This is a genomic window from Moorella glycerini (assembly GCF_009735625.1).
Lineage (GTDB): Bacteria > Bacillota > DSM-521 > Neomoorellales > Neomoorellaceae > Neomoorella > Neomoorella glycerini.
This window is the reverse complement of the sequence record NZ_CP046244.1, coordinates 1,080,000-1,104,463: the sequence shown is the minus strand read 5'-3', so window position 1 is coordinate 1,104,463 and position 24,464 is coordinate 1,080,000. Positions and strand designations below refer to the sequence as shown.

Sequence of the window (24,464 nt, the reverse complement as noted above, 5' to 3'; positions counted from 1 at the left end):
ATAATGCTTCATGGGCAAGCTTGAAAAATTGCTAGAAAAAATTAAAAGAAACCCCAAAACGGTCCGCTTTGATGAGATAGATAAACTTTTGCAAAAAGCTGGTTTTATAAGATCTCAGCCGGGTGGAGGATCAAGCCATTACATATACAGAAAGGGAAAATATAAGTTAGTTATACCTTACCGGCAGCCATATGTATTACAAAGCTATGTAATAAGGGCTATTAAGCTTTTAGAGGGGGCAGATGAAGATGAATAAAGATCTTGCATATTATATGAAGTTACCCTATAGAATAGTTCTATACCCTTCTCCCGAAGGTGGTTATGCGGTAGAAATACCTGAGCTGCCGGGCTGCCTTTCCCAGGGGGAGACAAAAGAAGAAGCCCTGGCAATGATTGAAGATGCAAAACGTTGCTGGTTGATCGATGCCCTGGAACATGGCGACCCAATTCCAGAGCCGGCATCCCATGAGGAATATAGCGGCCGCATATTAATCCGGACTACCAGATCTTTACACCGGGCGCTGGTTGAGAGGGCCAGAGAAGAAAATACCAGCCTTAATCAATTTATCAATTACCAGTTAGCTCGTGGGATTGGCTATAAGCCTGAGAAGGGATAATGGGGAGCGCCCCCGGCCTGGCAGCCTAAGGCGCGGGTGGACCATTGCCGGGCTAAAGCATCACCTGTTCCGGTGCTACACGGCTTGTTATCGACGCTGCGAGCGTACCAGTGCGGGTAGTTTGAAAGGGTGGATATATTATGGACCCGAAACCGCGGCCCAATCACCAGATTTATATTGAAGTCCTAAGGAAGATGACTCCTGAGCAAAGGTTGCTGAAAGCTTGCGAGCTTTCCGAGTTCGGCAGGCAGCTATTCTTGCACGGTTTACGCCAGAGGTACCCAGATCTTCCTGAAGAGGAAATAAAAAAAATTTACCTGGAGCGACTTGTTAAATGTCACAACAGGAATTATTGAAACGGGTTATTAGTGTACTCGAAAGCGCTGGTATCCAGTATATGCTGACCGGTTCTCTTGCCTCCAGTCTTCAAGGTGAACCCCGTCTAACCCACGATATCGATATTGTTGTAGCTGTTCCTGAAAATGCTCTCAAAAAATTATCGGCCGCTTTTCCACCGCCGGATTATTACCTGGATGAACAAAGCATTTTAGCTGCTATCGCGGAGAAGAGCATGTTTAATTTAATCGATCTGACCACGGGGGATAAAGTAGATTTTTGGATTCTTACAGACCAACCTTTCGATCAATCCCGTTTTTCCCGTAGGGTTACAAACTGCTTTATGGGGCAGAAAATTGTTGTATCACGGCCTGAAGACACCATATTAGCCAAGTTAAGGTGGGCAAAGCTGGCCGGCGGCAGCGAGAAACAGTTAACAGACGCTTTGCGCGTATATGAAGTACAATTTGGCAATCTGAATATGGAATACTTAGAATCATGGGCCAGAGAATTAGGCGTTGAAAATTTATTAGCGGAGATTAAATTCAGAAGCAAGTGTATATAAGTTAAGGGACCTCGCGGTCCCTTATTTCGTGCTTCGCTCTCTCCTCCCGGTCGGTGGCGGCGTTTATCTGGGCCACTTTAGCCTGCTACTGCTCCAGGGTGGTGCTGAGCTGTTGCGACAGGTCCTGGGTAGAGGTATTGCGCTCCGTCACCTGGCCGGCTCAAACTGTTCAGCAGGCCGGCGGCGCGATCCTCAACTCCAACCAAACACCCGTTTACCCTGAACATTGAAGTGGTAACAAAGTGATTGTATAATAAAGGTGGATTAACTTAAGGAGGCATACCATAATGAGTACTGCCAAGGAAGAACTGAAAAGAATGCTGGAAAAAATTGATGAGCGACAGGCAAAAAAGATATTGCTTTTCTCTAAAAAAATAACCAGGGAAGGTACTCATCAAAATAAAACTTTCTGGCCTGGGAATAACCTTTTGCGCATGGCCGGCGTTTTTGAAGGGCCGGCAGACTTGTCGAGGCGTCATGATTACTATATATCCAGGGAGCACAAAAGTTGATGCGGGTCTTGATTGATACCAGCGCTATAGTAGCTATACTCAACAGGGCCGATGAAAATCATACCCATGCTTTAGATTTAATGCAAAAGGCCAGTTACGTAGATGCAATCAGTTTTGCCGTCATGAAACGATTTAAAATGAGTACAGCATTTGCTTTTGATGACCATTTTAAGCAGTTTGGCTTTAAGCTATATAGCAGCCAAATAAAACAAGGGACCTCGCGGTCCCTCATTGCTTTTCCAGCCAGAACATGATGGTTTTCCCGGTCCCAGGCGCCGGGCTGCTGCTCCAGGGCTCTTTTATTCCTAAATAGTATTTTGGCCGGCGCTGGTCAGAGAACAAATAACAAAGGCATACCGCATAAAAGCAACAGAAATGCGGTTCATTGGCAACAGTAACTTTGTAGCCTCTTTTTGCTAGAAACTTGATTTCGTCGGCCCGGGCATAGCTAGACTTCCCGGTAATGAAGCAGCCGCATGGCGTTGAGGATCACCAGCAGGACGCTGGCCTCGTAGACCAGCATGCCTGACGAGAGCACGACTACCTCGCCGATCACTCCCACCAGCAACACCAGCACCACCAGAACCGCGAAGGTGATATTTTGTTTAATGTTCCTGATTGTCTGGCGGGTAAGGCCGATGGCGTAAGGGAGTTTGGCCAGACTATCGGCCATCAGCATCAGGCCTGCCGTTTCCATGGCCACGTCCGTCCCGGCCATCCCCATGGCGATGCCTACATCGGCGGCCGCCATGGACAGAGCGTCGTTAATACCGTCACCCACCATGGCTACAATCTGGCCTTCCTGCCGTAAACTCTTGACTACCGCCACCTTTTCTTCCGGCAGCATTTCCGCCCGGAACTCATCTATCCCCAGTTGGCGCGCTATAGCTCCCGCCGTTCGGAGGTTGTCACCCGTTAACATCACAACCTTTTCAACTCCGATACGCTTGAACCGGGGTACCAGGGTCAGGGCCTCCTCCCGCGGTACGTCGGCGATAAAAATTACTCCCAGGATTTCCTGGTCCTCTGCCACGATTACCGCGGTGCGGCCGGCCTTTCCTCTGCTGCCATGCGTTCCTCAGTCCCAGCATCAATGGCGATGCCCTGTTCCCTCATCAGCTTGCGGTTACCAACATATATCCTCTTTCCTGCTACCGTAGCCATTACTCCATGGCCGGGAAGTACCTGGAAATTAGTGGCTTCAGGTATGCGTCTCTTTTCTGCTGCCCGTTCCACCACGGGTTTGGCCAGGGGATGCTCCGACAGCCTTTCCACCGCGGCGGCTTTCAACAGCATATCCGTTTCCGTGCCGCGGTTGACCCAGCATCCCGTCACCTGCGGCCGGCCCCGGGTGAGGGTACCGGTCTTGTCCAGCACCACTACCTGGATTTTTCCTGCCTTTTCCAGGTGTTCTCCTCCCTTGATGAGTACTCCCCGGCGGGCCGCATTGCCTATACCGGCCATATGGAAACCGGCGTGGCGATCACTAGCGCTCCGGGGCAGGCGATCACCAGCAGGGTCAAGGCGATGATAGGGTTTCTCGTCACCAGATACGTCAAGGCGGAGGCGACCATAATCCCCGGAGTATAATACCGGTCGAAATTTTCCAGTAATTGCTGGCTGCGAGCTTTCTCCTGCTGGGCACGTTACCTTTCTTGTACTCCTTTTTCCGGATTAGGTTGTTGACTTTTTGCAGTTCATCGAAATTAAGAGCGGTAAAGATGGGCACTGTGCTGGCGCAGATATGTTCCAATCCGTGTACGTGTTTCCTCCGTTCATCGATTTCACTCCCTGACTTCACCAAATGCCTTTGCCACCTTTGACACGGGTAGTTATGTTAAATTAATCCTATATATAGCAATAAATAGTAAACGTAGGCTGTCTATGCGCCCGATTTAGTACGGGCGCATTTTTTTTGTGCGCCCGGCTTTAAGGCCCGGCCGGGACATGGAAGAAATAAATTTTTTCCCGGCGAAGCGAAACTTTCGGGCTCGTCATGCGTGTTAATAAGCAGGAAGGCCGGTGGGAGAGGCCGCGTGTAGCTCCGGGAGCAAAACGCCGGAACGGCATGACCCCTCGGAAAAGGTGGCGTTAAAAATGAGGTGCCGGCAGGCAAAGAAATTGTTATCGCCTTATATAGATGACGAGCTGAGGGATGAGGTAAGGAGTTCGCTAGAGAAGCATCTGGAGTCCTGCGAGGCCTGCCGGGCGGAGCTTGAGGCTCTGAAGAAAATTTCTCGCGGCCTGAAAGAACTCTACCGGCAGGTGAAAGCTCCTCCCGGTTTTGTTGACAGCGTGATGAAGTGTATAGAGGAACTGGAGGAGGGTAAAAGTCCCCGCAGGCTCCCGGTTGTATCCCCTTCTTATATTACCAGGTGGCGATTGGTCGCGCTGGTGGCCGTCATTGTGGTGGGCGTGGGCCTGGGGGTGCTGCAGTACGGCCGCGCAAATACGGGAAGCCTGACGGTGTGGCGGGATTCCGGTAGTCCCCCGGTTCCGGGTACGGTGGTGGTCGCTGAAAGCGGTGATGGCGTCCCGGCGGCGGGCGAGAAAATGAGCGACGGAGAGCAGGAGCAGGCCGCGGCAACGCCCGGGAACAGCGGAGCAGGCAAAAAGGTTCCTGATGGATATAGGCCCGGTGCGGGAGAAAAACAGGTAAAGACCCGACCCGGGACCCCTGCGCCAAATAGCGAGAGGAGTGCAGGGGACAGCCCGCCGGGGAATACGGCCGCCGAACAGCATCCCCGGGTGCAGGGTAATACTGATACGCGCGTTGCCGCTGGCCAGGAGAACGGTAGCCAGCAGAAGGTCTTCCTCAGCAGGAGCAGGCATATACGGACCACCATGGTAAAGGTGGAAGTGGATAATCTGCCCTATGCCAAAGAAGTAGTGGCCGTCCTGGCCGAAAAAGCGGGCGCCGTGAGGCCGAGGGAAGTGTGGGTGTACCAGCAGGAAGAGGCCATACTGAGGGCAGTGCTGCCCACAGGCAGTACAGATCAATTCCTGGAGAAAATAGCCCGGCTAGGCCATGAGTTCAAGTTCGAGAGAGAAACTGTGGATATAACAGCTGAATTCGATCGCAATCTCCTGGAATACCAGAGGCTGGCAGGCAAGCAGGACAGCGAGAGCCAGGCGCTGGCCAAAGCCTTAGAGCGGCAACTTCAAGATCTCGATCGCGAAACGCTGGAAGCTGGCAAGGAAGTGGTAAACGTGTGGCTCAAACTCCGTTAGCCGGTCTATACGGTGTGGCGGGGTAGAGATAGAGCGCTGGCAGGGTGCTACAGCCCCGCTAGTGTGAAAAGCGAAAAAGGGGGGATGCGGTCCCGCACGCCGTCCGTTCCATACACCCGCGATAAATCCGGCCCCCGGGTGCGACGGGAGCGGTGAAGAGCGGCGGGAATACCCAAATGCTGCCAAGGATGCAGCAATACCAAACTCCAAATCAAAACTAAAACCAAATCTTTCATGGAGGGGAGAAAGTTGCTTAAAACGAGGAAGAAATGGTTGTCGATTCTACTTACCGTGGCCATGCTGGTCGGTTTGATGGTGCCCTTTGCCGGACCGGCTATTGCAGGGACATCGTACTATGCAGTTGATGTACCTACAATACAGAATGACGGTCTCCGTACACTTGGTAAACTAGGCGTAAAAATCGACCCGATGCCAGCAAATACTACAGCTCAGGCATTGATAACCTTACCAAATGACTTTGACGTAGTTACTGATACTGTATACAGCATTGAATGGGCTGCACAACCTAACGGTGCAACTGCACAGCTTACCTATATTGATGAAAATACGCTAAAATTAACCGTTACCACTACTACCTACTCAGGAAAAGCAGAATTATTTGTGGCCTTTGAGAACGTAGACGTATCCGATAGCGCAGAAGGCGATGTGGCGGTTACCATCGATGGGATTTCCGGGCCGCTGCCGGATGGCAAGGTAGTGATCGCCAAGGTAGTTAGCGACGGGGCACTGGAAGTGAGCGTCATCGAGGACGACGAGTTTACGGATGATGGCGGTAGGGTCAAAATCAGAGTAGAAGAAAATGTAGCAGGAACGCTCAACGGCGGCGATGAATTGAAGCTGGTATTGCCTGGTGGACTTGAATGGGGAACGGTTTCTGGCCTAAATGTACTTTGGGGTGACCTGACAAGCAGTGATATTCAAATTAACCCGGATGAAGATGAATTGATAATCAAGACCGACGGGAGTGAAAGCCAAGAAGCAATAGGATTTGAATTCTGGGTAGATATTAATATAGACGACGAAGACGAGGCTGACTATGGCGATGTAACTGTAAAAGTCAAGGGTGACTACGACGTAACCCCGTCCGAGATTGTAGTAGGGCAGTATGCCGACTACAGTGTGACTGTAGAAGCCGACGATCCTGATACCAAGGTGTATGCTGGCCTTAATGAACAGGATATCAGTGACATAACCATTAAAGAAGGTCTTGAAGGTAGCCTGGATGATGGTAAAACTATTAAACTTACTCTTCCAAGCAACGCACGATGGGTTATGTTTGGCGGTAAATATGTAGCACCTAATCCGCCTAGCGATGATAGTAACTTTTGGCAAGAAGGTGAAGTGGTTGTAAGCGATAATGGCGTTGAACTAATTTATGCAGGTCTTGAGGGAACTGATGACCGGACCCTCAAATTGGAGGTTCAAAACGAGTCCACCGATGCTGCTGAGCTGACCATCGAAGATAACCAGGTAGCCCTCGAGGCCGGAGTAACGGGCGACCTTAAGATCAAGATTAGCGGTACCCAGGATATAGAGACTGAAGAGATCACCGTCGCTAAGATTGTATCTCCGGTATCGGTTAAAGTGGAAAAGACTACGGTTCTAATTGGCAAGAGCGGCCAGGCGGCTGGGAACATCACCATAACCGAAGAGGCAGCGGAAGCTATTGATGCCGACGGTGAACTGAGGATCACCCTCCCCGAGGATGTTACCTTCGACGGAACTCCTGATGTCGAGGTAACGTCTGGAGATCTGGAAATCGACGACGTTGATGTTGACGAAGACGATGATGATAACGATGTGCTGGTAATTACCTTCAGTGATGAAAGCACTGAACCTAGCACCATCGTTATCAGCGGGATCAAGTACAACGTCGACCGCACCGTGACCGAGGGTGACATTGAGGTTGAGATCGGCGGCAGTGCAATTGTTGAAACGGACCATACGGCTTACTATGACGGTTCCGATTTTGATGTAGAGTCGGGTGGCTTCGAGGATGACGATGAAGCCTTCTTTGAAGACACTGATTATGCAGTTAAAGTAGTAAATGCTGAAGTTGTCAGCGCAATACAAACGAAGCGCAGCGCTACGTTCCAGATTAACAGCACTACCTACAGCGTAAACGGTATCCAGGCTACTATGGACGTGGCTCCATACATTAAGGATGGTCGTACCTACCTGCCGACCAGGTATGTGGCCTATGCCCTGGGCATTTCGCCAGAAAACATTATCTGGGACGGCGTTAAAGCCACCTTCATCGGGCAGGGCCGTGTTGTGCAGGTCACTCCGGGCAGCGCGATCATGGCCATCAACGGTGCCCCCATCACCATGGACGTGGTAGCCGAAGTGGTAAACGGCCGCGTGATGGTGCCGTTCCGCTGGGTTGCCCAGGCCTTCGGTGCCCAGGTCGACTGGAATGAAGCCGACCAGACGGTGAGCATGACGCTGTAAGCTCTTGACAAGACTTGCTTGACCCGGGTCCACCTCCGGACCCGGGTCCTTAAACTTTGGGGGGGTGTCAGGTTGAAACGGTGGGTAAAGGTGCTAACTCTGGTTGTAAGCCTTTTAGTGTTCTTTGGTACGGCGCAATGGGCTGCTGCCCAGGATACGCTGAGTTTAGACGAGGCTATCAAGCTGGCCCTGGATCACGATATGGACCTTAAAAAAGCGGAAGCCGAAATCGAGCGCACCAAGGCCATCAGGGACGACGCCCAGGAGAATGTACAATTCACCCCGGTTGAGGGTGGTTACAGCGGTCCTTACGGCCCGCAAATAGAGGCGAGCTGGAACAAGCTTCTCTCTGCTGACCTCGCCTGGCGGGCCAGCAAGAAGGACTACGAGGCGAAGGTAGACGCCCTGGTCCTGGATGTGTGTAAGAAATACTGGGACGTTCAGGTTGCTGGTAGCAAGCTATCTCTACAAGAGAAGCTTAAGGGACAGGCTCTAATTAACCTCCAGAACGCCAGGGCGGGTGCAGCGGCAGGCACTGTGGCACCCTCGACGCAAATGATAGCTGAGTCGCAATATGAGCAAGCTATAAAGAACTACGAGCAGGCCCGGCACGCATTGGATGACGCTTACAACGCCTTAAACCAGGCAATAGGTCTGGATGCCGGGGCGAGGCCCGAGCTCATCGATGATGTAAAATTCGAGCCTTTACAAGTGGACAGCCTGGACGGTGCGGTATTCCGGGTATTGGAAAAAGCCCCCGCTGTGTGGAAGGCGCGGCAAAATATAGATTTAAAACGCTGGGCCGCCGACATGATGTATTTTACGGGCTCCTATACACCCTATGATGCCCGGCAGAAGGAACTCGAGCAGGCTGAGCTTGACTATGCCGGCGTGCGAGAGCTCATGGCCAAAGCAACGCGTACGGCATACTATCAGGCCAGGCAGGTGGAGGAAGGGTACGTCGCGGCCTTGGAGGCCCTGAAAATGGCCGAAGAGAAACTTCGCGTGGAGAGGGCCAGGTGCGAGGCAGGGATGGGCATCAAGGCGGATGTGGTGGCTGCTGAAGTGGCGGTGGTCCAGGCGCAGCAGGCCCTGGACAATCTCGTGCGCCAGCACGCCTATTTAAAACTTGCCTTTGAGAAGCCCTGGGCCATATCGGCAGGAGGCATGTAGCTTGCTTATTACTTATGCCTGGTGGTTATGATTTATCGTGCGCCGGGCGTTTATTTGTCACCTTAGGAAAGTATCTATTTACTCACAATCGTTTTTTAACATACTGGGTGCAAGTTTTTGGAGGGGGCAACTTTATGGCAAGTAAAGTTAGATTGATCGGCTTGCTGGGAAAGGGAGTGACATTTTTTCTTATCGGCCTGGTGATTTATGCAGGTGGCAGGTTGACCTATAACCGGGTCGCAGCTTTGCGTACCCCACCGCCAGCGAGGGAGGAGGTAGGGCTACCGGTAAAAACGGTTCACGTGACTTCCGGGCCAATCGAGGAAACCCTTACCTATGTGGGGACCGTCCGTTCGGACCACGAGGTGTTTCTGGCTGCCAAAATAACGGCAACAATCCTTAAGCAGGACGCCAGGGAAGGAGACTTTGTGCGGGCGGGGACACCCCTGGTGATCCTCGATGACCGGGAGCTTGTTGCCCGAACCAATACTTTACAGCAAAAAGTAGCCAGCGCTAAAACGAACGTGGCTTACTGGCAGAAAGAAGTTTCCAGGAATAAATCCCTTTATGAGCAGGGCGTTATACCAGCCAAGCAATATGAAGATGCCCGGCACGCCCTGGAACAAGCTGAAGCTAATCTCAAAGAGGCTGAGGCTATGCTAGAGGAGGCCCAGGTTACCTTAAATAATACTACCTTGAACACCCCTGTGGATGGTGTTGTTACGGATGTGTCCGGTTATGCCGGTGATCTAGCCATCCCGGGCAAACCGCTGGTGACCATTGCCGATGTTAACCGCCTTAAAGTAGAGGTCAAGCTGGCGGAAGTGGAGCTGCCCAAAGTCCAGGTAGGTACCAAAGTCATGTTGCAGATGCGTACTGGCTCGGTAAAACCAATTATTTCCCAAATAAGCAAAATCCATCCGGCTGCCGACCCGGTTTCCCGTACAACCATAGTGGAAATCCCCTTACCGGGGGAGGTTAGCAAGGAGCTGAGGCCAGGCAACAGTATGGACGCAAAATTTATCCTGAAACAAAAAAAGGAAGCCATCCTGGTCCCCCGCCAGGCGGTAATGGAGGATGGCGGGAAAGCCTTCGTCTTTGCCGTCATCGAAGGCAAGGTCCAGCGCCGGGAAATTAAGAAAGGCATCACCAATAATGACTACATCGAAGCCCTGGATGGTGTGGAGAAAAATACCGTGGTGGCAACTACTAATTTAACGGAATTATATGATGGCCGTACTGTTTACCTCTACGACGGGGGGCAAGAGCAATGAACTGGGCAGCCTATACACTTAAGCACCGGTACACTGTTTTTGCCCTGGTTATTGCTGTGATTATCTTTGGCGTTTTTGCTAAAAACTCACTAAAAATAGAGCTCTTTCCGGAAACAGCACCGCCGCTGGTTAATGTAGTTACCGCTTATCCAGGTGTTGCTGCTGAAGATGTTGCCAGAAATGTGAGTAAACCCCTGGAAGAAGAGTTCGCCACGCTGGAAGGAGTAAAAAAAATATCCTCCACCTCCCAGGATGGCCTTTCCGTAGTCCAGGTCGAATTTCAGTACGGCAGGGATGTTGATGTAGCGGCTGTTGATGTGCAAAATGCGATTAACCGTATCAAAAGAAATTTACCAGCCGGGATTCAGGAACCCCAGGTAATGAAGTTCAGTTCGTCGGATAAACCTGTTATTACCTACAGCGTCAGCAGTACCAGAGTCCCTATGACCGCCGTACGCACCCTGCTGGAGAATGATATTAAGAATGAAATGCAGATGGTGGACGGGGTGGCTGCCGTTGATATTTTTGGCGGTTACAAGCACCAGATCAATGTTTTTGCAGATCGCAACCGGATAGAGGCCTTACAGATACCCCTGGACAAAGTGGTTGCCGCTCTCGGTACCCAGAATATAGCTGATCCCGGCGGCCACATTATCCAAAAGGAGAAAGAATATCTAATCCGCATTGTCAATGAGTTTAACGGGGCTGCCGATATTGGCCGTACCATTATAGAAAACCGCAATGGCAACCTTATTTACCTGAAGGATATTGCCAGGGTGGAGGATGGCCAGGCCGAAAACCGCAGCGAGTTTCGCTTTGAAGGCAAGCCGGCTCTATCCCTCCAGGTTATCAAGAAAAAGGATGCCAATACTGTGGCCGTAGTAGACGGGGTCAAGGAAAAAGTAGCGGATTTGCAACAGAAATATCCCTTTTTGGATTTCGTGATAGCCAGTGAAGATGCCTCATTTACCTGTTCGGTTGTTGACAACATGACTGGCAGTATTGGCACTGCCCTGCTATTTACAACTTTAATTATCTGGTTTTTCATAGTCAGCTTGAAAGAGAGCCTGATTGTGGCCCTTTCCATGCCCCTTTCTTTTTTAATGACTTTCTCTTTGATGAAGGTAGCCGGGCTGGATCTGAACCTTATTACCCTTTCTTCATTGATCCTGGCCATCGGTATGGTAGTAGATAATGCTATCGTGGTAGTGGAGAATATCACCAGGCACCGGGTGGAGCTGGGTAAAGATGCCCTGAGGGCGGCCATTGATGGGACCGGAGAAATATTTCTCGGGGTGCTGGCCGGTACTACTACAACTCTCATCGTCATGGTACCCCTCCTGTTTATCCCCGGTTTTGTGGGGCGGGTTTTTGGCCCCATGGGGTTGACCCTCATCCTGGCCCTGGGTTCGTCATTTATTGTCGCTGTGACCATGATTCCCTTATTTACAGTGCTGTTGCAAGGACTGCGGTTTGCCTGGCTTGAAAAGTTCCTCGGTTTTTTGGCCTGGCCCTTTGTCCGCTTGATGGATGCCACCTGCGAATTTTATGTTTCCATATTACGGCATGCCCTTAGGTTGCGCTTGTTAACCGTAGGCCTGGCTGTTTTCCTGCTGATTATAGGTATCCGGATCCTGGGACTGATCGGTGTGGAGGTCTTGCCCAAGCTCGACGCTGGCTCCTTCTTTATCACCCTGGAAACCTCACCGGGAACCTCGCTGGCAGGGACCAGCGCCATTGTACGGCAGGTGGAAGAATTCCTGGCGGTAGAGCCCAGCGTTGTGACATATCATAGCAGCATAGGCTATGAGGCAGGGGCCCATTACCTGGGTGACAGCGGCGTCCAGGGCGTAACCAGGGCTTACATAACGGTCACCCTGACCAGCAGGAAAGAGCGCACGGAAGACATCTGGACTATTGAAGAAAGGTTGCGGGCCAAAATTGCCCGGCTGCCGGGGGTGCAGACATTTGTTGTTAAAGAAAGCGGTGGTACGGCCATAGCAACCACAAGGGCGCCAATTGATGTCCGCATAACCGGTAAGGACCCCGAGGTTTTAAATCACCTGGCGGAGGAGATTGCCGCTGCCCTGCAACAGGTACCCGGGGCTGTCAATATCTACCGGAGCTGGACCTTAACCACTCCGGAAATAGACTTAAAGATTGATGCCAAACGGGCAGCAGAGCTGGGCCTGACACCGCAGATGGTTTCCCGGCAGGTATTTGCGAACATTGAAGGGACCCGGGCCTCGAGCTTAAAAATGCCTAATCAGAAAGACACGGATATTCAGGTGCGGTATGCACCCGAAAACCGTGATTCCCTGGAAGAACTCTTAAATCTCCGCCTGACCACGCCGGCAGGAGTGCAGGTGCCATTAAAGGATCTGGCCAGTATAAGTTTGACCAGGGGAGCAGATGTAGTCACCCGGGAAAATCTCAACCAGACCGTCGATGTCCTGGGATTTACCTACGGCAGGCCTTTCAGTCATGTCATCGGCGACGTCGAACGCGTTTTAAAAAATATAAAGGTGCCGGACGGGTATGAAGTGACGATAACGGGCGAACAGGCCGATCTCAAAGAATCCGGTGCCGACCTGCGCTTCGCCCTGCTCTTGGCCGTGGTGGCGGTTTACCTGCTGCTGGTGGCCCAGTTCAGGTCCTTCTTGCACCCGCTGACTATTATGATCTCCATCCCTTTGATTGCCATTGGGGTCGCCCTGGCCCTGCTGTACAGCAACAAGCCCGTTTCCCTGCCGGTCATGTTTGGCTTTATCTTGCTGGCCGGTACGGTAGTCAATAATGCCATTCTCCTGGTGGACTACATCCTGCGTGCCCGTGAACAAGGAGCTGACCGGGAGACGGCTGTTATCCAGTCCGTTAAAACCCGCTTTCGCCCCATTATGATGACGGCCCTGTCCGACGTTGCCGGGATGCTGCCCCTGGCCCTGGAATGGGCCCTAGGGTCGGAACGTTTTTCACCCCTGGCCACCACCGTTATAGGTGGTATTTTAGCGGCGACCCTCCTGACCATGGTCGTAGTTCCCGTCATCTACTCCCTGTTTGATGATCTGGGAATCTTATTTGTCAGGAAAAAACAACACCCTGTTCCTGCTGTCATGAGCTCAATCACCAAATAAAACAGGAAAGCAGGGTTTGCCGGCCATACTTTACCCGGCTCTGGCGGATCTCTAGAAATCTAGAGATCCGTTTTATTTTTTAGAGACGGCTGCCTGCTAACCGGATTGCTATACCTTTATTTTACATAAATGATAATGGGCCTTGAGGTTAGGCATGGATTTTGCTAGGATTTTAAGGTTGAAGTAAGTAAATACTAACTTATTATCAGTTAGAATACAGCTCCATCCTGGCTGGCACAACTCGTCGCTTTTCATGGTTAAAAATTTTTGCCCAGGGCGAAACTTTTGGGCTTTTTTTTCGTGCTTATAGGTAAGTGGTCATTTACTTGGGATTGTTGCTTGAGTTGAAGGAGCGTACCCATGGGCAAAGTCGAAGATTTGATAGCCAGGATCCAAGAGGGCGATACGAAAGCCTTTGAAGAACTGCTGGCAGCCTATGAGAAGAAAATCTACAGTCTAGCCTTTACTCTCACCGGGAACCATACTGACGCTGAAGACCTGGCCCAGGAGATAGTAATAAAGGTGTACATAGCGCTGGCCAACTTTGTGAATGACGGTCGCAGTTTTGAGGCCTGGCTGCACAGGATAGGGGTCAACCTGTGGATTGACTGGTGGAGGCGCCGGAAGAAGATCCAGTTGTTCTCCCTGGATGCTGCAGTAACTACCGAGGATGGTGAACTAAGCTGGGAGATAGCCGGCAGTATTGACGACCCGGAGGAAAAGGTGAGGAAAAAAGAGCTTTGGGAGACATTGTGGCGTGCTATGGGTGAGCTTCCATTGAACTGCAGGTTGGCCCTGGGTTTAAGGGTGCTGAATGGTTATTCTTATAAAGAAATCGCCGCGATCACCAAAAGCTCAGAAACTGCAGTAAAATCGCGCATAAATCGCGGTAGAGAATCCTTGAAGCGGAAGCTGGCCAAGGAGGGCATTTTGCCATAAGGGTAGTAAAGCCGGGAAAGCCTGGAACCCGACATTTTGTAATTGAACAATGCAGCGGAAAATGTTAAAATGTTAGGCAAGTAATTAATTACTATGCTTTAGCCGTTGACCTCATAGTGTAAATTAGGGAGGCAAGAGCCTGTGAACTCTAAAGAAAGCACTGCTGTCCGGCAACAGCAAATAATAGCCGCCGTCTTAAAAATTATTGCCAGTCAAGGATTAACTCATCTTACAACAGCAGCCATCGCCCGGGAAGTAGGACTGACGGAAGGTGCCATTTTTAAACATTTTGCCACCAAGGAAGAAATCCTGCAGGCAGCCGTACATAGTGTAGGTAGTAACCTATCTGATACGGCCGCTGGAGTAGCCAGGAGCAACCTTCCCCCCGAAAAGAAACTGCGGTCAATTTTAAATTCACATTTGGCTTTACTAGAAACCAACCCCGGCATGCCCCGGATCATTTTTTCAGATGAACTGTACACCGGCTATCCCGGTCTAAAGGAGAACATCAAGAAATTGGTGAATAATTATACCTCCTGGATTGAAACGATATTTAACGAAGGCATGGATAAAGGTATTTTCCGGGGAGAATTCGATCCCAAAAGCCTGGCCTACATTTTTATCGGGCTCATTCAGGGGACCATTGTGCGCTGGCGCTTGAATGAAGAAGGGCTTACTCTCAAAGAACAGGTTAATAATATTTACCGGGCTATAATGCTGCTCGCCGGCTATCAAAGAAATTCAACAAATAACAACTTGAAGCTATAAATAAAAGGATCCCTGGCGGTCCCTTATTTCGGGCGTTTACCTGGGCCACTTTGGCCTGCTACTGCTCTTCTGCCTGCGGCTGGCAAAGTACTAACCAGCACGGCCAACAACATTAAATCCAAACTGCTCATAGTGGGTATCAAATCTCCTTATCATCAGATGCAAGATAAAAATCATGGTGTTCGGCCAGGTCAGATGGGCCTTCCCCCATACCGATTAATTTAAAAATAGCGTCGTTAGAACTAGCTTTTTTAAAGGGTGTCAATTTACGGAGAATAATTTCTTCACCATCGACATATACTGCTAACTGATCGCCCTCTTTTATTCCCAATAACTTTCCCGGTGCTGGCAAGACCATTTCTCCTCGCGCTTTAACTTTAACTATTTCATAATGTTTAGCCATATTCATTTCTTCTTTTCACCTTACTTAAGAAAAATTATATATCCCCGGAGAACAAATAACAAGGTCATAACGTATAAAAGCAACAAAACTGCTGTAGCTTCGCACGCGTTTTGCAAAAAAATCTCACGAGCGATGCAAAAAATTTCTTTGCATAATTAGTTGTATAAGAGCGGTAGGCAGGAGTTCAACCCCCTGCCTAATTTTGTTGCTTAACTGCCAGTCGTCTCTGCCGCCCACTGCTCACCAAATCTATCCTTGAATGCCCTTAACGCAGCCTCAATAAGTCCCTTGATTTCATCTGCCGTCATTGTCATGCCTAGTTCACCAGCCCGCGCCGCCAGCCATTCTGCTGCTTTCTGGTATTTATCCTCTCCATGTAAATTACGATAAGCCTGCTCTACAAAGCGGACCGCCAACGAGGCCAACTCCTGTTTGGCAGCCAGTTCAACTTCCACCTTTCGCATTCCTTCAACGCCAAGGTTTTTCCGTAACCAGGCCACGGCATAGCCAGCTGCGACTGTGGCCAGAAGTACCAGAACATCATAAAGCACCTGCATTAATAAATCGTGCATTCCTAAGCCCTCCCTTCAAATTTAGCGATGCGCTCTTCAAGCGCTATGATTTTAGTCTCTAGCTTCTTGTAAACCCGTAGGCTCACCACCGTTCCTTGCGCCCTGGTCATTCCATCGTCAGGACCAAAAGTTCCGTCCCCCTTCCCGGCCACCAGGCCCAATTTCGCAGCTTCCTCGACATCATTTTCGGCCCAATGCCCTCTCATGTCAGTGAACATTCTATCCGTCCCCTTTCCTTGCATTTCTTTTTTAACATCAGACTTGAATTGTTCCCAACCCTCCGCTGCCGATGTAAAGCCGTATGCACATGCGGTCTCGTCATTTACAAAGAATCTCGGACAATCTTTCCAGGTAATGTCATAATGCCGCCAAAGCCGGTCAATACCCCAGCCATAGCGCTGAAGAATATCAGCCGCCAGGGCCACCGTGTTCCAGTATGTCCGCCTGAAATCGCAATCTTCGTTGACACAAATCTCGATACCGATGGTGCAGTTATTGGGGTAAGAGGACAATAACTCCAGTGCTTTCGGCTGATATCGATAAGCCCCCACATGATATCCCATTTCGTCTTCGGGCAGGCACTGAACAACTTGGTGGTCGTCTACAATATAGTGGGCTGAAACCTTATTTTGGGGGTGCCCCTCAAAATAATTCCGGTTGGCTACCGCGTCGGCTCCTGCTTTAGTATTGGCTGTCCAATGGATCACCAGGGCCTTGGGTTGAATTTTGCGTCCTGGACGACCACCGCGTCCAGAAGTAAGGAGCATTTCCTTCAATTCATATCCTCGGGCTTGAGTTGACACCACGATCATCCCTTTCATCTGAGATTGGAAACTCTATTTTCAGCCTTTTAAGCGGCGGCAGGTCTGAAATAGCTTTGCCGCCCAAAACCATTAACAGCGGGTATGTTAGAGTTAAAAAGAAGTCAACCTGGTTCCCGCTTAAATCAGCTGCCAAAGCGTAGTGATAGGCCGTATATAACCAAGGGGGCAACGTAGCCCATATAACTATATCCCCGATAGACAACCCTTCTGGATCATTCCAAAAACCTTTAAGTTTCATGATCATCACCTCTTCCCCGTATGAACGAAAAAGTGTCAAAGAGTTTCTTTCTGAAATTAAAACTGTTTGCGTGCTTTGTATGTCCCAACCAGCTTTGAACAGTGGTGTTGATCTTCTCGAAGTCGATTTTGCCCTGGCTGTAAAGTTTCTGGAAGTGTTTTAAGGCACGCTTAATCCTCTTAGTACTTCGCTTGCGTAACAGGCGATGGTCTTTCCAGATCCGGTACCCCAGGAAGTCCACACCGTGGGATACAGGAAATATGCCAGTTTTGTCATTTAGTTTTAAACTAAGCCTGGCGTCAAGAAAATCTTCTATCTCCTGCTTCAACCGCCACAGTTCCTTCTTGTCGCCAGAAATTATGACGAAATCATCCATATACCGAACATAATAAGGTACTTGCAGCTCTTCTTTTATGAAGTGATCCAACTGATCCAAATAAACATTTGCAAATAACTGGGAGGTTAGGTTTCCAATGGGCAGCCCTCGTGGATCCGGTTCGGCTGTATCCGCCCAGCTTGATAGGATTTCCTGGATAAGCCATAAAGTATCTTCGCAAGCAATAGTCCTTTTGATTATCCCCAGGAGGGTGCTGTGCCTCACTGACGGAAAGTATTTGCTGATGTCGGCTTTCAAGCAGTAGGGTTTGGGCCATTTTCTTGCAGCTTTTTTGAGAAATTCCGTTACCCGGTCTGCACCGGCGTGAGTTCCCTTGCCTATCCGGCAGGCATAGCTGTCATAGATATATTTCCGCTCAAAAAGCGGCTCAATAACATTACACAGAGCGTGGTGCAGCACGCGGTCCCGAAAAGGGAGGGCGGCCACTAGCCTGGTTTTCGGGTCATGTACATAAAACCGGCGGTATTGGCCCGTCTGATAAGTCTTCCAGATAAGCTCATTCTGCAACTCGATCAGTTCGCTCTCCCGGTTGCTGGAGAAGACGAGGACGTCCGGGTCATACCTATGCCCGCGCCGCGCCTTCAAATATGCCTCGTAAAGGTTTCCAAAGTCGTAAATTTGCGGGTATAGATTATCGTAAGTCCTCATCTTCATCCTCCAACCAGGCCAGATTCCGGCCTTCATTTCCTACCAGCCGGGTCTGGCGTGTTTTATTTTTTGCCGGCCATAAAGCAGGCGCGACAAGGACCAGGGCTCCTTTGCCTGTGCCTGGGACGACCGCCCGTAAGCAGCCGCCTTCTCGCTTGTTTCAGGCAGAGCGGCGCGGGGGGCGATGTTGATGTTCGCGTTCGACGGCGGATTGTTCAAGTTGACCGCCCAACCACGGGCCACATTCGACCCATTGTCCCAGTTCCCGCCAACAAGGCCCGCACGTTTCAGCCCAAGCCCTAATAGTTTATTGCTTATTTCTAACGGATCGCTGCCAGCCACCAATCAAGCGACCGATTTCGTCTAGCTTTTCAGCCCAAGCACCATATTCTCCTTTGGAAATAACATTAGTGTCTGCCGCTATGCGGATGAATGAACGAAGTGTTTCTAATTCGATATCCATGTCCTCTAAGGTGGTTTTCTTGTAATAGCGTTTTCTGCAGCGGACTATTAACTGCATCAAATTCATGGCCGAATTACGGATGTCTGCCCCTAATGTATAGCGATAGTCACGCGGGATGTCCCGAAGGGCCATATAAGCGAATTCCATCATCTCCCGGCATTTCTCTTCAAGCTCAAACTTCTTAGTCATCAATTTCTCCTGCAAAATAAGTTTGCCCTGGCCCCGCTATCGCGGGGCCATCAGGATTTCAGTTTTCAGGATTCAGGTTACAGGCGCAAAGCGGCGCGGGGGGCGATGAAGAAGTTCGCGTACGACGGCGGATAGATCAAGTTGACCGCCCAACCACGGGCCACATTCGACCCATTGGCCCAGTCCCCGCCAACAAGGCCCGCACGTTGGCCATAGACCCGCAGCCAGAAGCCATCGCCAAAACGGCTAGAGCCGCCAGAGGACACAGAAGCAGGCAGGCCCAGGGCCAGCAGTTCCGGTTCAGTCCTGAAGCTCACGATCCTGTTAAATTGGTATGCGCCGTAGTCACCAGTAGCTGCCACATTATCATTCGTCATCTGTGGTGAAATACGCGCAATGCCGATCCCCTGGGCATGGGCAGCCACGGTTGAGCCATTGGCTCCACGACTGACTGTGATGCTGTTCCCGTTGACAGCCGTAATAATTAGTTGCTCGTTCTGGCACTGGAGAACGTCGTTCACTGCCGGGTTGGCCCCGCCCGGTCCCAACACCAGGTCGCTGTAGGTAAATGTGGCTGGGTTGGCGGTGTTATCGAGTCCGGCATCAGCGATCTTGGCGGTCCAGCCGCCCGGTATCACGCAGTAGTCAGTGATTTGCTGCACCAAGGCGTCGTTGGCGTGGGCACTGGCAGCGGTGCCCTTCTGGCCACGCTGGCAGCCGCTGAGAGTGTAGGTACCATCGCCGTTGTCCACGAAGGAGTCATAGATCACATATTCGTCCGTGTTCGTTCCTTCAGCCTTGATTAAGACCAGCCCATTATTTACAGGCCAAAACTCCGGCTTTTCTACCCCGTCGATCACAATGGCGGTGTCAGCGGCGGTGATGCCATCGACATCATTTATAGCCGCCTTCTTAACCGCCTGGTAGCGGCCATCGGTAATTTCAAAATCCGTCCATTGCCAGAAGCTGATAAAATCCATTGCGCCGCCGATTGCAAGACCATTGTGCGCCCACTTGTTCGGCCCAGTGCCGGTTAAAACGCGAGAATACCCGGTAGGCGAATATTGTTTGGTATATGAAGCGACCACCGGGTCGGGCTCTCCATAATACTCCCAAGAAGCAGGATCGCGGTAATCCCGCCCCCAGTAGTTGTTTCCATACAGGACATGTCCGATGAGTTCTTTCACGAACATGACAGCCCTGGCTTCCTCCAAGGTTATGAGGTGGCAGGAACGGCCATTGATTTTCCTGTTGCTGCAAACTATCTTGGAATTGGGCTGGTTGATGTCCGTCCAGGGTACCACCCCCGCCTGGCTTACTGCGGCCACCAGGCCGGGGGAGTTGGGAGACGTGCTGCCACGGCTCTGCGAAGTTGCATCAGGCTGGCTGCAAGGATATTTATCGAACCAGAACCCCGGCGACTTGATTTCGACTGGAGGCCATCCCTCCCATATACCTGCAGGTACACGAAAGCGCGGGATGTAGACCATCACACTGGCCACCATGGTGCCAGTGCCATCAGATTTGGAGTTGTGCCAAAATACTTGCTCCCGAACCTGGCTCAATAGCCAATCACGCAATGCCGCAAGCGACAACTTACTAATATTTGCCACTTATACCACCTCCGGAAGAGGAAATACTATGATTTCCACGTCATTCAGATCTAATGGAAGCTCCACCATCGCCATCATGGGCTGGCCGTTTTCGTCCACCTGGCCGGTAGGTTTGTTTTCGTACCGGCGCTCTGGGAGGATGGCCTCGGCCAGGAGCCAGTAATGATCGCGATACAAGTCGGTCGATATGCTGCCATCCGGGTCGAGGTACACGCGCAGCGGGCCGCCCTGGAAGGGTGTGGCGTCGATGGTTGCTGGCGCGGTGTTCCCCCCGAAATACGGAAAGGGAGACACCTGGATGCGGTTGGGATTTGCCGGGTCAATGGCCACGGCCTCATTGGGTCGCCTGGGATCCGTTTGCATAATCGCCATTTGTCAACCCTCCTATGTCATGATCTGGTACCGGAATGGCCCAGCAAAGCCTCCGGTATTGTAAACTGTGAAGGCATTAGCCGCCTTGACCACATATACGTCGCCCAGGTCGCCGCCGGTGTCCGCCAAGGCCGCGATGTTCACAATGTAGTTCGTGTGGCCCAAGTTGTGGGTCACGGTCACGCCGCTGGTCGAGGCAAAAGATCGTTCCCCCTGCATCGTTTGGGTTTCCATGGCATCCAGGCGGGCATCAAGGCTGCCGAAACCTCCCCTGGCTGTCTCGATCTCATTTTGAATCCCAGTGATTTGCCCTTTTAGATGCACGTCATTGTTAATAAGGTCCTGGTAATTCGTGTTCCAGGTGGACGGGTGGGCCGGGTCGGTTATTTCCAGTTCCCTAATCCTGTCCTTGTATATGTCCTGGCCAATTAAATCCGGCATGGAGCTTCACCTCCTAAAAGTTTTCGTACCAGTCAAAGACCAGCGTAGTATCGATTTCTTTTGTTTTGCCGCCAAAGGTTTTGACGGCCACCAGGGTGCCATTCTCGTCAATTAACCCTTCTTCGGTAATAACCTGACCATTGGCCTCGTCCTTCCCAAGTTCGATCCAGTAGCGGTTCACATTGCCGGTTCTCTCGATGCTCACGGGTTTCCGTAAAATCTCATTTTCCAGGGCCAACTGGTCGGGAGAAGGGGGTACCGGCTTGGTCGGGTCTCCCGGTTCGTGCCCGCCGGTGCCCAGGGCGATATAGGTGATCTTGGGGATGGGTATTTCCCCGGCCCTGGCCCTGGCCAGGTCAATCTTACCCTGTGTTGTGGTTACTTCGTTCACTGCAGCCACCTCCTTTCAGTCAGCTGGCCGTCTTTCCACTCGGTGATGGAACACTTGTGGCGCAGTTCGGCATACTGGTCCAAAACCCAGCTGGCATCCAGCTTTAATCCTTCCACCAGGGTATGCTGGCCGTCCAGGCGAATGATGGTATCACCCAGGGTAATGGGAGCGGAAAGCGTCCATCTCCCGTCCAGCTGGTACCTCGGGCCGCCGCCGTCCAGATACCACATCCCTTCAGCCAGGGTATGATAGACCGGCTTTTCTTGCAGCGGCTTGGTTTCCGTCTCAATGGTCGCATGTATTAAAGACCTCTGCCTGCTTCCTAGCTGCCAGCTGCCGTCAAGTACCCTTTTCCGATCCAGGACGGTCTCTTCGGTTGAGGTCATGGCCTCCAGAGTGGCCGTCAGCTTGCCTAAGACATGGTACAGTATCTTGGTCTCTGCTACCACGCTGAACATCACGGCGTAGATCCTGCCTTCGGGCGGCCTGACCATATCCAGGTGCTTCATCAAAATGTCATGCTGGTCGGATGTAAAGGGCTGGTCTCCAATATTGAGTTTAATTGCCAACTGGGACCACTTGCCCAGGTAGTCAAGCCTGGCGTCTGGCACCACCGGTTCCAAAGTTAAGCCGTCGCCCAATCCCCAGCTTTCATCCAGGAAGCGGAACTTGTATTTCTCTTTGTACAACGGGTAAATTTCAGCATCTGGATACCCCAGGGCCTCCAGCACGGCCCGGAGACCACGTTTCGTGCCGGACCGCAGGTAAAATTCCGGCGCATTCTTGAGCCGTTCCCGGTATGCCTCGTCCGTTTCTCCCGGAAAGCGGGGCATTTTCCAGTCCCGCCCGTGCCAGTCCAGGGCAGGCCCGCTGGCCGTGGGGACCAGGGCCTGCCTGCGCACCAGGAACACTTTTTCCCGCGCCCGGTCAAAAACAGCACTCAGTGTACTAAGCCAGACCCAGGTGTCGCTGTCTTCTTTACGGGCCGCCCGCTTCAAGAAAGGGGGCGTAAGTTTCCAAAGCTCTTCACCGAAACCCATCAGACATCAGCCCCCAGTATGGTGAGGTTCACCTGGCCCAATACCAGGATCTGCTTGAAGGTGGTCTTAATGTCTTCCGCCGGTTGAAGCAACTCCACGCTGAAGACGCGCTCAATCGCCCGCAGGTTGGCCACGATTAACGACCTGTCCAGGCCATAGTCGATGTTGATCTGCTGGACTCCTTCCACCGGTGTCACCTTAAACATATCCGCAAGCAAAGACCTGGCTTTCGGGTCAATGACAGCAGGGTCACCATATACAGGGTCGATGTAAAGGGTGGCAGTGATATCCACGACCAGTTCTTCCGCCGGGTAGACGGCGATGTCGGCAATAGCCGACCCGTCATTATCCAGCTTTTCCTTCACCTTGTCGATGACCGCCTGGGTGGGCACCCCTTCGGTGCCGATGATCACCACGTCGATAGTGCCTTCTCCCCTCGGTTGTTTGGTGTTCACCCTGGCCCTGGCCACGCCGGTAATCTCTTCAGCCATGCTCTGGTACATGGCCTGGTTGCCGCCGTAAGAGATGCCGGTACGCTTATTCATCGCCCGGCGGCGCAGGCTTTCGTCATCCTCCAGGTCCGTACCTTCCAGGGTGATCCAGTCGGCATCATTGGTCACGTAATCTATCCCTGCCTGGAAGGTGGCCAGCCTGGTAATCCGCCCCGGCCCGACGTTATATCGCGCGCCACCCAGTTCTGCCTCCACGGGGACGGTAGCCTCCGCCACCCCCGCGTCCAGAACAGTCCTTTTGGTAACCAGATATCTCAAAACATTGCCATCAGCATCTTCTTCAGTGGTAACTACCGCCCCCACCGGCAGCACCGCTTTTGCAGCAGGGTTATTCCGCCCCGCCCTGATTACGCCTTGCGTCTTTTGCGGCTGCTTTCTGAACACGCCCGCCCGGTCCTGGGCCACGATGTCCAGCCAGGCACCTTTGGCGGTGCTCAAAAAGAGCTGGTCCAGGACTTTGGGCAGCAGCTTGAACAGGCTGGCTACGGCCAGCATGGCCAGTTCCAGCAGAGTGTAAAAAATCCGGCCTGGACGGAAGTTCTTTATCTTAAACTGGCGGCTTTGCAGCTCCTGAACGGCCTCGTCCATCAATTCCTCAAAGGTCTTCAGTTCCAACAAGTCTTCAGGCTTCATATACCCTCACTCCGGTCTTATCAATAATCACCACAAGGGCGGCGCTGGCTTCAGCGGCAGACTCCTCCAGGGTGTACCGGAACCCGGTCTCCAGTTCAATCGCCTCGCCTTCCCAGGCTTTAACCGCCGCCGAGACGCTGCCGGGCAACACGTTGGGATGCTTGGCCACTATGACCGCCAGTTCCCGTGCCATTGCCTTTTGATTGATGGGCGTGCCCTCGTCCTTCAGGTACTCCTGGAGCTTGCCCCCGTACTCGGGGTGCCAGGGGATCCCGCCCAGGTAGGTCATAATCTCATGCTTGATGTCCTGGAGGATGACCGCCTTGTCCGTCACTACTGCCGCGTCGCCATCCGGTGCCAGGACGAAGTTACCGTCATCATCCACCAGAATGTCCACCAGCTCTGCCATTTTGCTCACCACCTATATCTTGGCTGCGATAAACGCCTGGGCCGGGTCGTTGTAGTAAAAACCAACCCTGACTAGATCGCCAGGCAAAAGCTCCATTCCTGCCGGGTAGGGGACGGCGGGGGGGGGTGGGGGGGGATGGCCCGCCGTCCTTATCCAGCAGTTCTATATCAGCGCCCGCACCCTGGACCTTGATGACCCTGGCGCGGACGGGGTAACGGTAAGCCCCTGTCAGGTCAGGAAACTCCCGTTCTAAAACCAGCTTCACTCCGTCGATAAAAGTCTGGATCCTGTCCGCCAA

29 protein-coding genes are annotated in these 24,464 nt (G+C 51.8%); 13 read left to right on the top strand and 16 right to left on the bottom strand.

Translation table 11 applies throughout. The annotated features are described in order from the left end of the window. The first annotated feature begins 10 nt into the window (after positions 1–10). The 6 genes from MGLY_RS05400 to MGLY_RS05380 all read left to right on the top strand — a co-directional run bounded on the left by MGLY_RS05400 (position 11) and on the right by MGLY_RS05380 (position 2,284). Complete coding sequence (locus MGLY_RS05400; RefSeq protein ID WP_062280629.1) at positions 11–256, top strand: toxin HicA; 246 nt, start codon at positions 11–13, stop codon at positions 254–256. Beyond that, a complete protein-coding gene (locus tag MGLY_RS05395) occupies positions 249–617 on the top strand; it encodes a type II toxin-antitoxin system HicB family antitoxin (protein ID WP_156272420.1) in 369 nt (122 codons plus the stop codon). Before MGLY_RS05400 ends, MGLY_RS05395 begins: the two co-directional genes overlap by 8 nt. 140 nt (positions 618–757) lie before the next feature. Then, positions 758–973 (top strand): hypothetical protein, encoded by a 216-nt coding sequence (locus MGLY_RS18970; RefSeq protein ID WP_054937506.1) that lies wholly within the window; start codon positions 758–760, stop codon positions 971–973. Then, positions 952–1,518 carry a hypothetical protein gene (locus tag MGLY_RS05390; RefSeq protein WP_156272418.1) on the top strand — a complete coding sequence of 189 codons (567 nt, stop codon included), beginning with the start codon at positions 952–954 and terminating at the stop codon, positions 1,516–1,518. Before MGLY_RS18970 ends, MGLY_RS05390 begins: the two co-directional genes overlap by 22 nt. Positions 1,519–1,805: 287 nt before the next feature. After that, on the top strand, positions 1,806–2,030 hold the full coding sequence (locus tag MGLY_RS05385) for a hypothetical protein (RefSeq protein ID WP_156272416.1): 225 nt from the start codon (positions 1,806–1,808) through the stop codon (positions 2,028–2,030). Further along, the gene (locus MGLY_RS05380; protein ID WP_156272414.1) at positions 2,027–2,284 is read left to right on the top strand and encodes a PIN domain-containing protein; all 258 of its coding nucleotides are present in this window, start codon (positions 2,027–2,029) and stop codon (positions 2,282–2,284) included. Before MGLY_RS05385 ends, MGLY_RS05380 begins: the two co-directional genes overlap by 4 nt. Before the next feature lie 194 nt (positions 2,285–2,478). Here the strand turns inward: MGLY_RS05380 and MGLY_RS18445 are convergent, their stop codons facing one another. Together MGLY_RS18445 and MGLY_RS18440 are read right to left on the bottom strand one after the other, a co-directional pair. After that, positions 2,479–3,063: an HAD-IC family P-type ATPase gene (locus MGLY_RS18445; protein WP_170290933.1), complete on the bottom strand. Its 585-nt coding sequence runs from the start codon at positions 3,061–3,063 to the stop codon at positions 2,479–2,481. A gap of 2 nt (positions 3,064–3,065) precedes the next feature. Further along, positions 3,066–3,494, bottom strand: coding sequence for an HAD family hydrolase (locus MGLY_RS18440; protein WP_156272410.1), 429 nt, complete (start codon positions 3,492–3,494; stop codon positions 3,066–3,068). Positions 3,495–4,127: 633 nt separating this feature from the next. On the opposite strand from MGLY_RS18440, the gene MGLY_RS05360 reads away from it, so the two are divergent. The 7 genes from MGLY_RS05360 (at position 4,128) to MGLY_RS05330 (ending at position 15,021) form a co-directional block, all read left to right on the top strand. Then, positions 4,128–5,261 carry a zf-HC2 domain-containing protein gene (locus MGLY_RS05360; protein WP_156272406.1) on the top strand — a complete coding sequence of 378 codons (1,134 nt, stop codon included), beginning with the start codon at positions 4,128–4,130 and terminating at the stop codon, positions 5,259–5,261. 249 nt (positions 5,262–5,510) lie between these two features. Next, positions 5,511–7,733, top strand: a complete 2,223-nt coding sequence (locus MGLY_RS05355; RefSeq protein ID WP_170290932.1) for a stalk domain-containing protein — start codon at positions 5,511–5,513, stop codon at positions 7,731–7,733. A gap of 72 nt (positions 7,734–7,805) precedes the next feature. Continuing rightward, positions 7,806–8,906: a TolC family protein gene (locus tag MGLY_RS05350; RefSeq protein ID WP_246187419.1), complete on the top strand. Its 1,101-nt coding sequence runs from the start codon at positions 7,806–7,808 to the stop codon at positions 8,904–8,906. Positions 8,907–9,040: 134 nt separating this feature from the next. After that, positions 9,041–10,180, top strand: a complete 1,140-nt coding sequence (locus tag MGLY_RS05345; protein WP_170290931.1) for an efflux RND transporter periplasmic adaptor subunit — start codon at positions 9,041–9,043, stop codon at positions 10,178–10,180. After that, on the top strand, positions 10,177–13,314 hold the full coding sequence (locus MGLY_RS05340; RefSeq protein WP_156272400.1) for an efflux RND transporter permease subunit: 3,138 nt from the start codon (positions 10,177–10,179) through the stop codon (positions 13,312–13,314). Before MGLY_RS05345 ends, MGLY_RS05340 begins: the two co-directional genes overlap by 4 nt. 360 nt (positions 13,315–13,674) lie before the next feature. After that, on the top strand, positions 13,675–14,253 hold the full coding sequence (locus MGLY_RS05335) for an RNA polymerase sigma factor (protein ID WP_156272398.1): 579 nt from the start codon (positions 13,675–13,677) through the stop codon (positions 14,251–14,253). Positions 14,254–14,394: 141 nt separating this feature from the next. Next, positions 14,395–15,021: a TetR/AcrR family transcriptional regulator gene (locus MGLY_RS05330; protein ID WP_156272396.1), complete on the top strand. Its 627-nt coding sequence runs from the start codon at positions 14,395–14,397 to the stop codon at positions 15,019–15,021. A 139-nt stretch (positions 15,022–15,160) separates the two neighbouring features. On the opposite strand, the gene MGLY_RS05325 is transcribed toward MGLY_RS05330, so the two are convergent. The 14 genes from MGLY_RS05325 to MGLY_RS05260 all read right to left on the bottom strand — a co-directional run bounded on the left by MGLY_RS05325 (position 15,161) and on the right by MGLY_RS05260 (position 24,464). Continuing rightward, complete coding sequence (locus tag MGLY_RS05325; protein WP_156272394.1) at positions 15,161–15,430, bottom strand: AbrB/MazE/SpoVT family DNA-binding domain-containing protein; 270 nt, start codon at positions 15,428–15,430, stop codon at positions 15,161–15,163. Between the two features lie 203 nt (positions 15,431–15,633). Further along, positions 15,634–15,996: a phage holin gene (locus MGLY_RS05320; protein ID WP_156272392.1), complete on the bottom strand. Its 363-nt coding sequence runs from the start codon at positions 15,994–15,996 to the stop codon at positions 15,634–15,636. A 2-nt stretch (positions 15,997–15,998) separates the two neighbouring features. After that, a complete protein-coding gene (locus MGLY_RS05315) occupies positions 15,999–16,817 on the bottom strand; it encodes an N-acetylmuramoyl-L-alanine amidase (RefSeq protein ID WP_156272390.1) in 819 nt (272 codons plus the stop codon). Continuing rightward, complete coding sequence (locus tag MGLY_RS05310) at positions 16,774–17,058, bottom strand: hypothetical protein (protein ID WP_156272388.1); 285 nt, start codon at positions 17,056–17,058, stop codon at positions 16,774–16,776. The genes MGLY_RS05315 and MGLY_RS05310 overlap by 44 nt, the downstream gene beginning before the upstream one ends. Next, positions 17,048–18,103, bottom strand: a complete 1,056-nt coding sequence (locus MGLY_RS05305; protein WP_156272386.1) for a reverse transcriptase domain-containing protein — start codon at positions 18,101–18,103, stop codon at positions 17,048–17,050. Before MGLY_RS05305 ends, MGLY_RS05310 begins: the two co-directional genes overlap by 11 nt. 307 nt (positions 18,104–18,410) lie before the next feature. Continuing rightward, positions 18,411–18,755 (bottom strand): diversity-generating retroelement protein Avd, encoded by a 345-nt coding sequence (gene avd / locus MGLY_RS05300; RefSeq protein WP_156272384.1) that lies wholly within the window; start codon positions 18,753–18,755, stop codon positions 18,411–18,413. Between the two features lie 77 nt (positions 18,756–18,832). Next, positions 18,833–20,368: a hypothetical protein gene (locus tag MGLY_RS05295; protein ID WP_156272382.1), complete on the bottom strand. Its 1,536-nt coding sequence runs from the start codon at positions 20,366–20,368 to the stop codon at positions 18,833–18,835. After that, entirely contained in the window at positions 20,369–20,740 is a 372-nt protein-coding gene (locus tag MGLY_RS05290) for a hypothetical protein (RefSeq protein WP_156272380.1), read from the bottom strand. It abuts the gene before it with no gap. 12 nt (positions 20,741–20,752) lie between these two features. Beyond that, entirely contained in the window at positions 20,753–21,181 is a 429-nt protein-coding gene (locus tag MGLY_RS05285; protein ID WP_156272378.1) for a hypothetical protein, read from the bottom strand. A 13-nt stretch (positions 21,182–21,194) separates the two neighbouring features. Beyond that, a complete protein-coding gene (locus MGLY_RS05280) occupies positions 21,195–21,572 on the bottom strand; it encodes a phage tail-collar fiber domain-containing protein (protein ID WP_170290930.1) in 378 nt (125 codons plus the stop codon). Then, complete coding sequence (locus MGLY_RS05275) at positions 21,569–22,612, bottom strand: phage tail protein (RefSeq protein WP_156272374.1); 1,044 nt, start codon at positions 22,610–22,612, stop codon at positions 21,569–21,571. The genes MGLY_RS05280 and MGLY_RS05275 overlap by 4 nt, the downstream gene beginning before the upstream one ends. Then, a complete protein-coding gene (locus MGLY_RS05270) occupies positions 22,612–23,757 on the bottom strand; it encodes a baseplate J/gp47 family protein (protein WP_156272372.1) in 1,146 nt (381 codons plus the stop codon). The genes MGLY_RS05275 and MGLY_RS05270 overlap by 1 nt, the downstream gene beginning before the upstream one ends. Beyond that, entirely contained in the window at positions 23,747–24,166 is a 420-nt protein-coding gene (locus MGLY_RS05265) for a hypothetical protein (RefSeq protein WP_156272370.1), read from the bottom strand. The genes MGLY_RS05270 and MGLY_RS05265 overlap by 11 nt, the downstream gene beginning before the upstream one ends. Beyond that, on the bottom strand, positions 24,135–24,464 hold the full coding sequence (locus MGLY_RS05260) for a hypothetical protein (protein ID WP_156272368.1): 330 nt from the start codon (positions 24,462–24,464) through the stop codon (positions 24,135–24,137). The genes MGLY_RS05265 and MGLY_RS05260 overlap by 32 nt, the downstream gene beginning before the upstream one ends.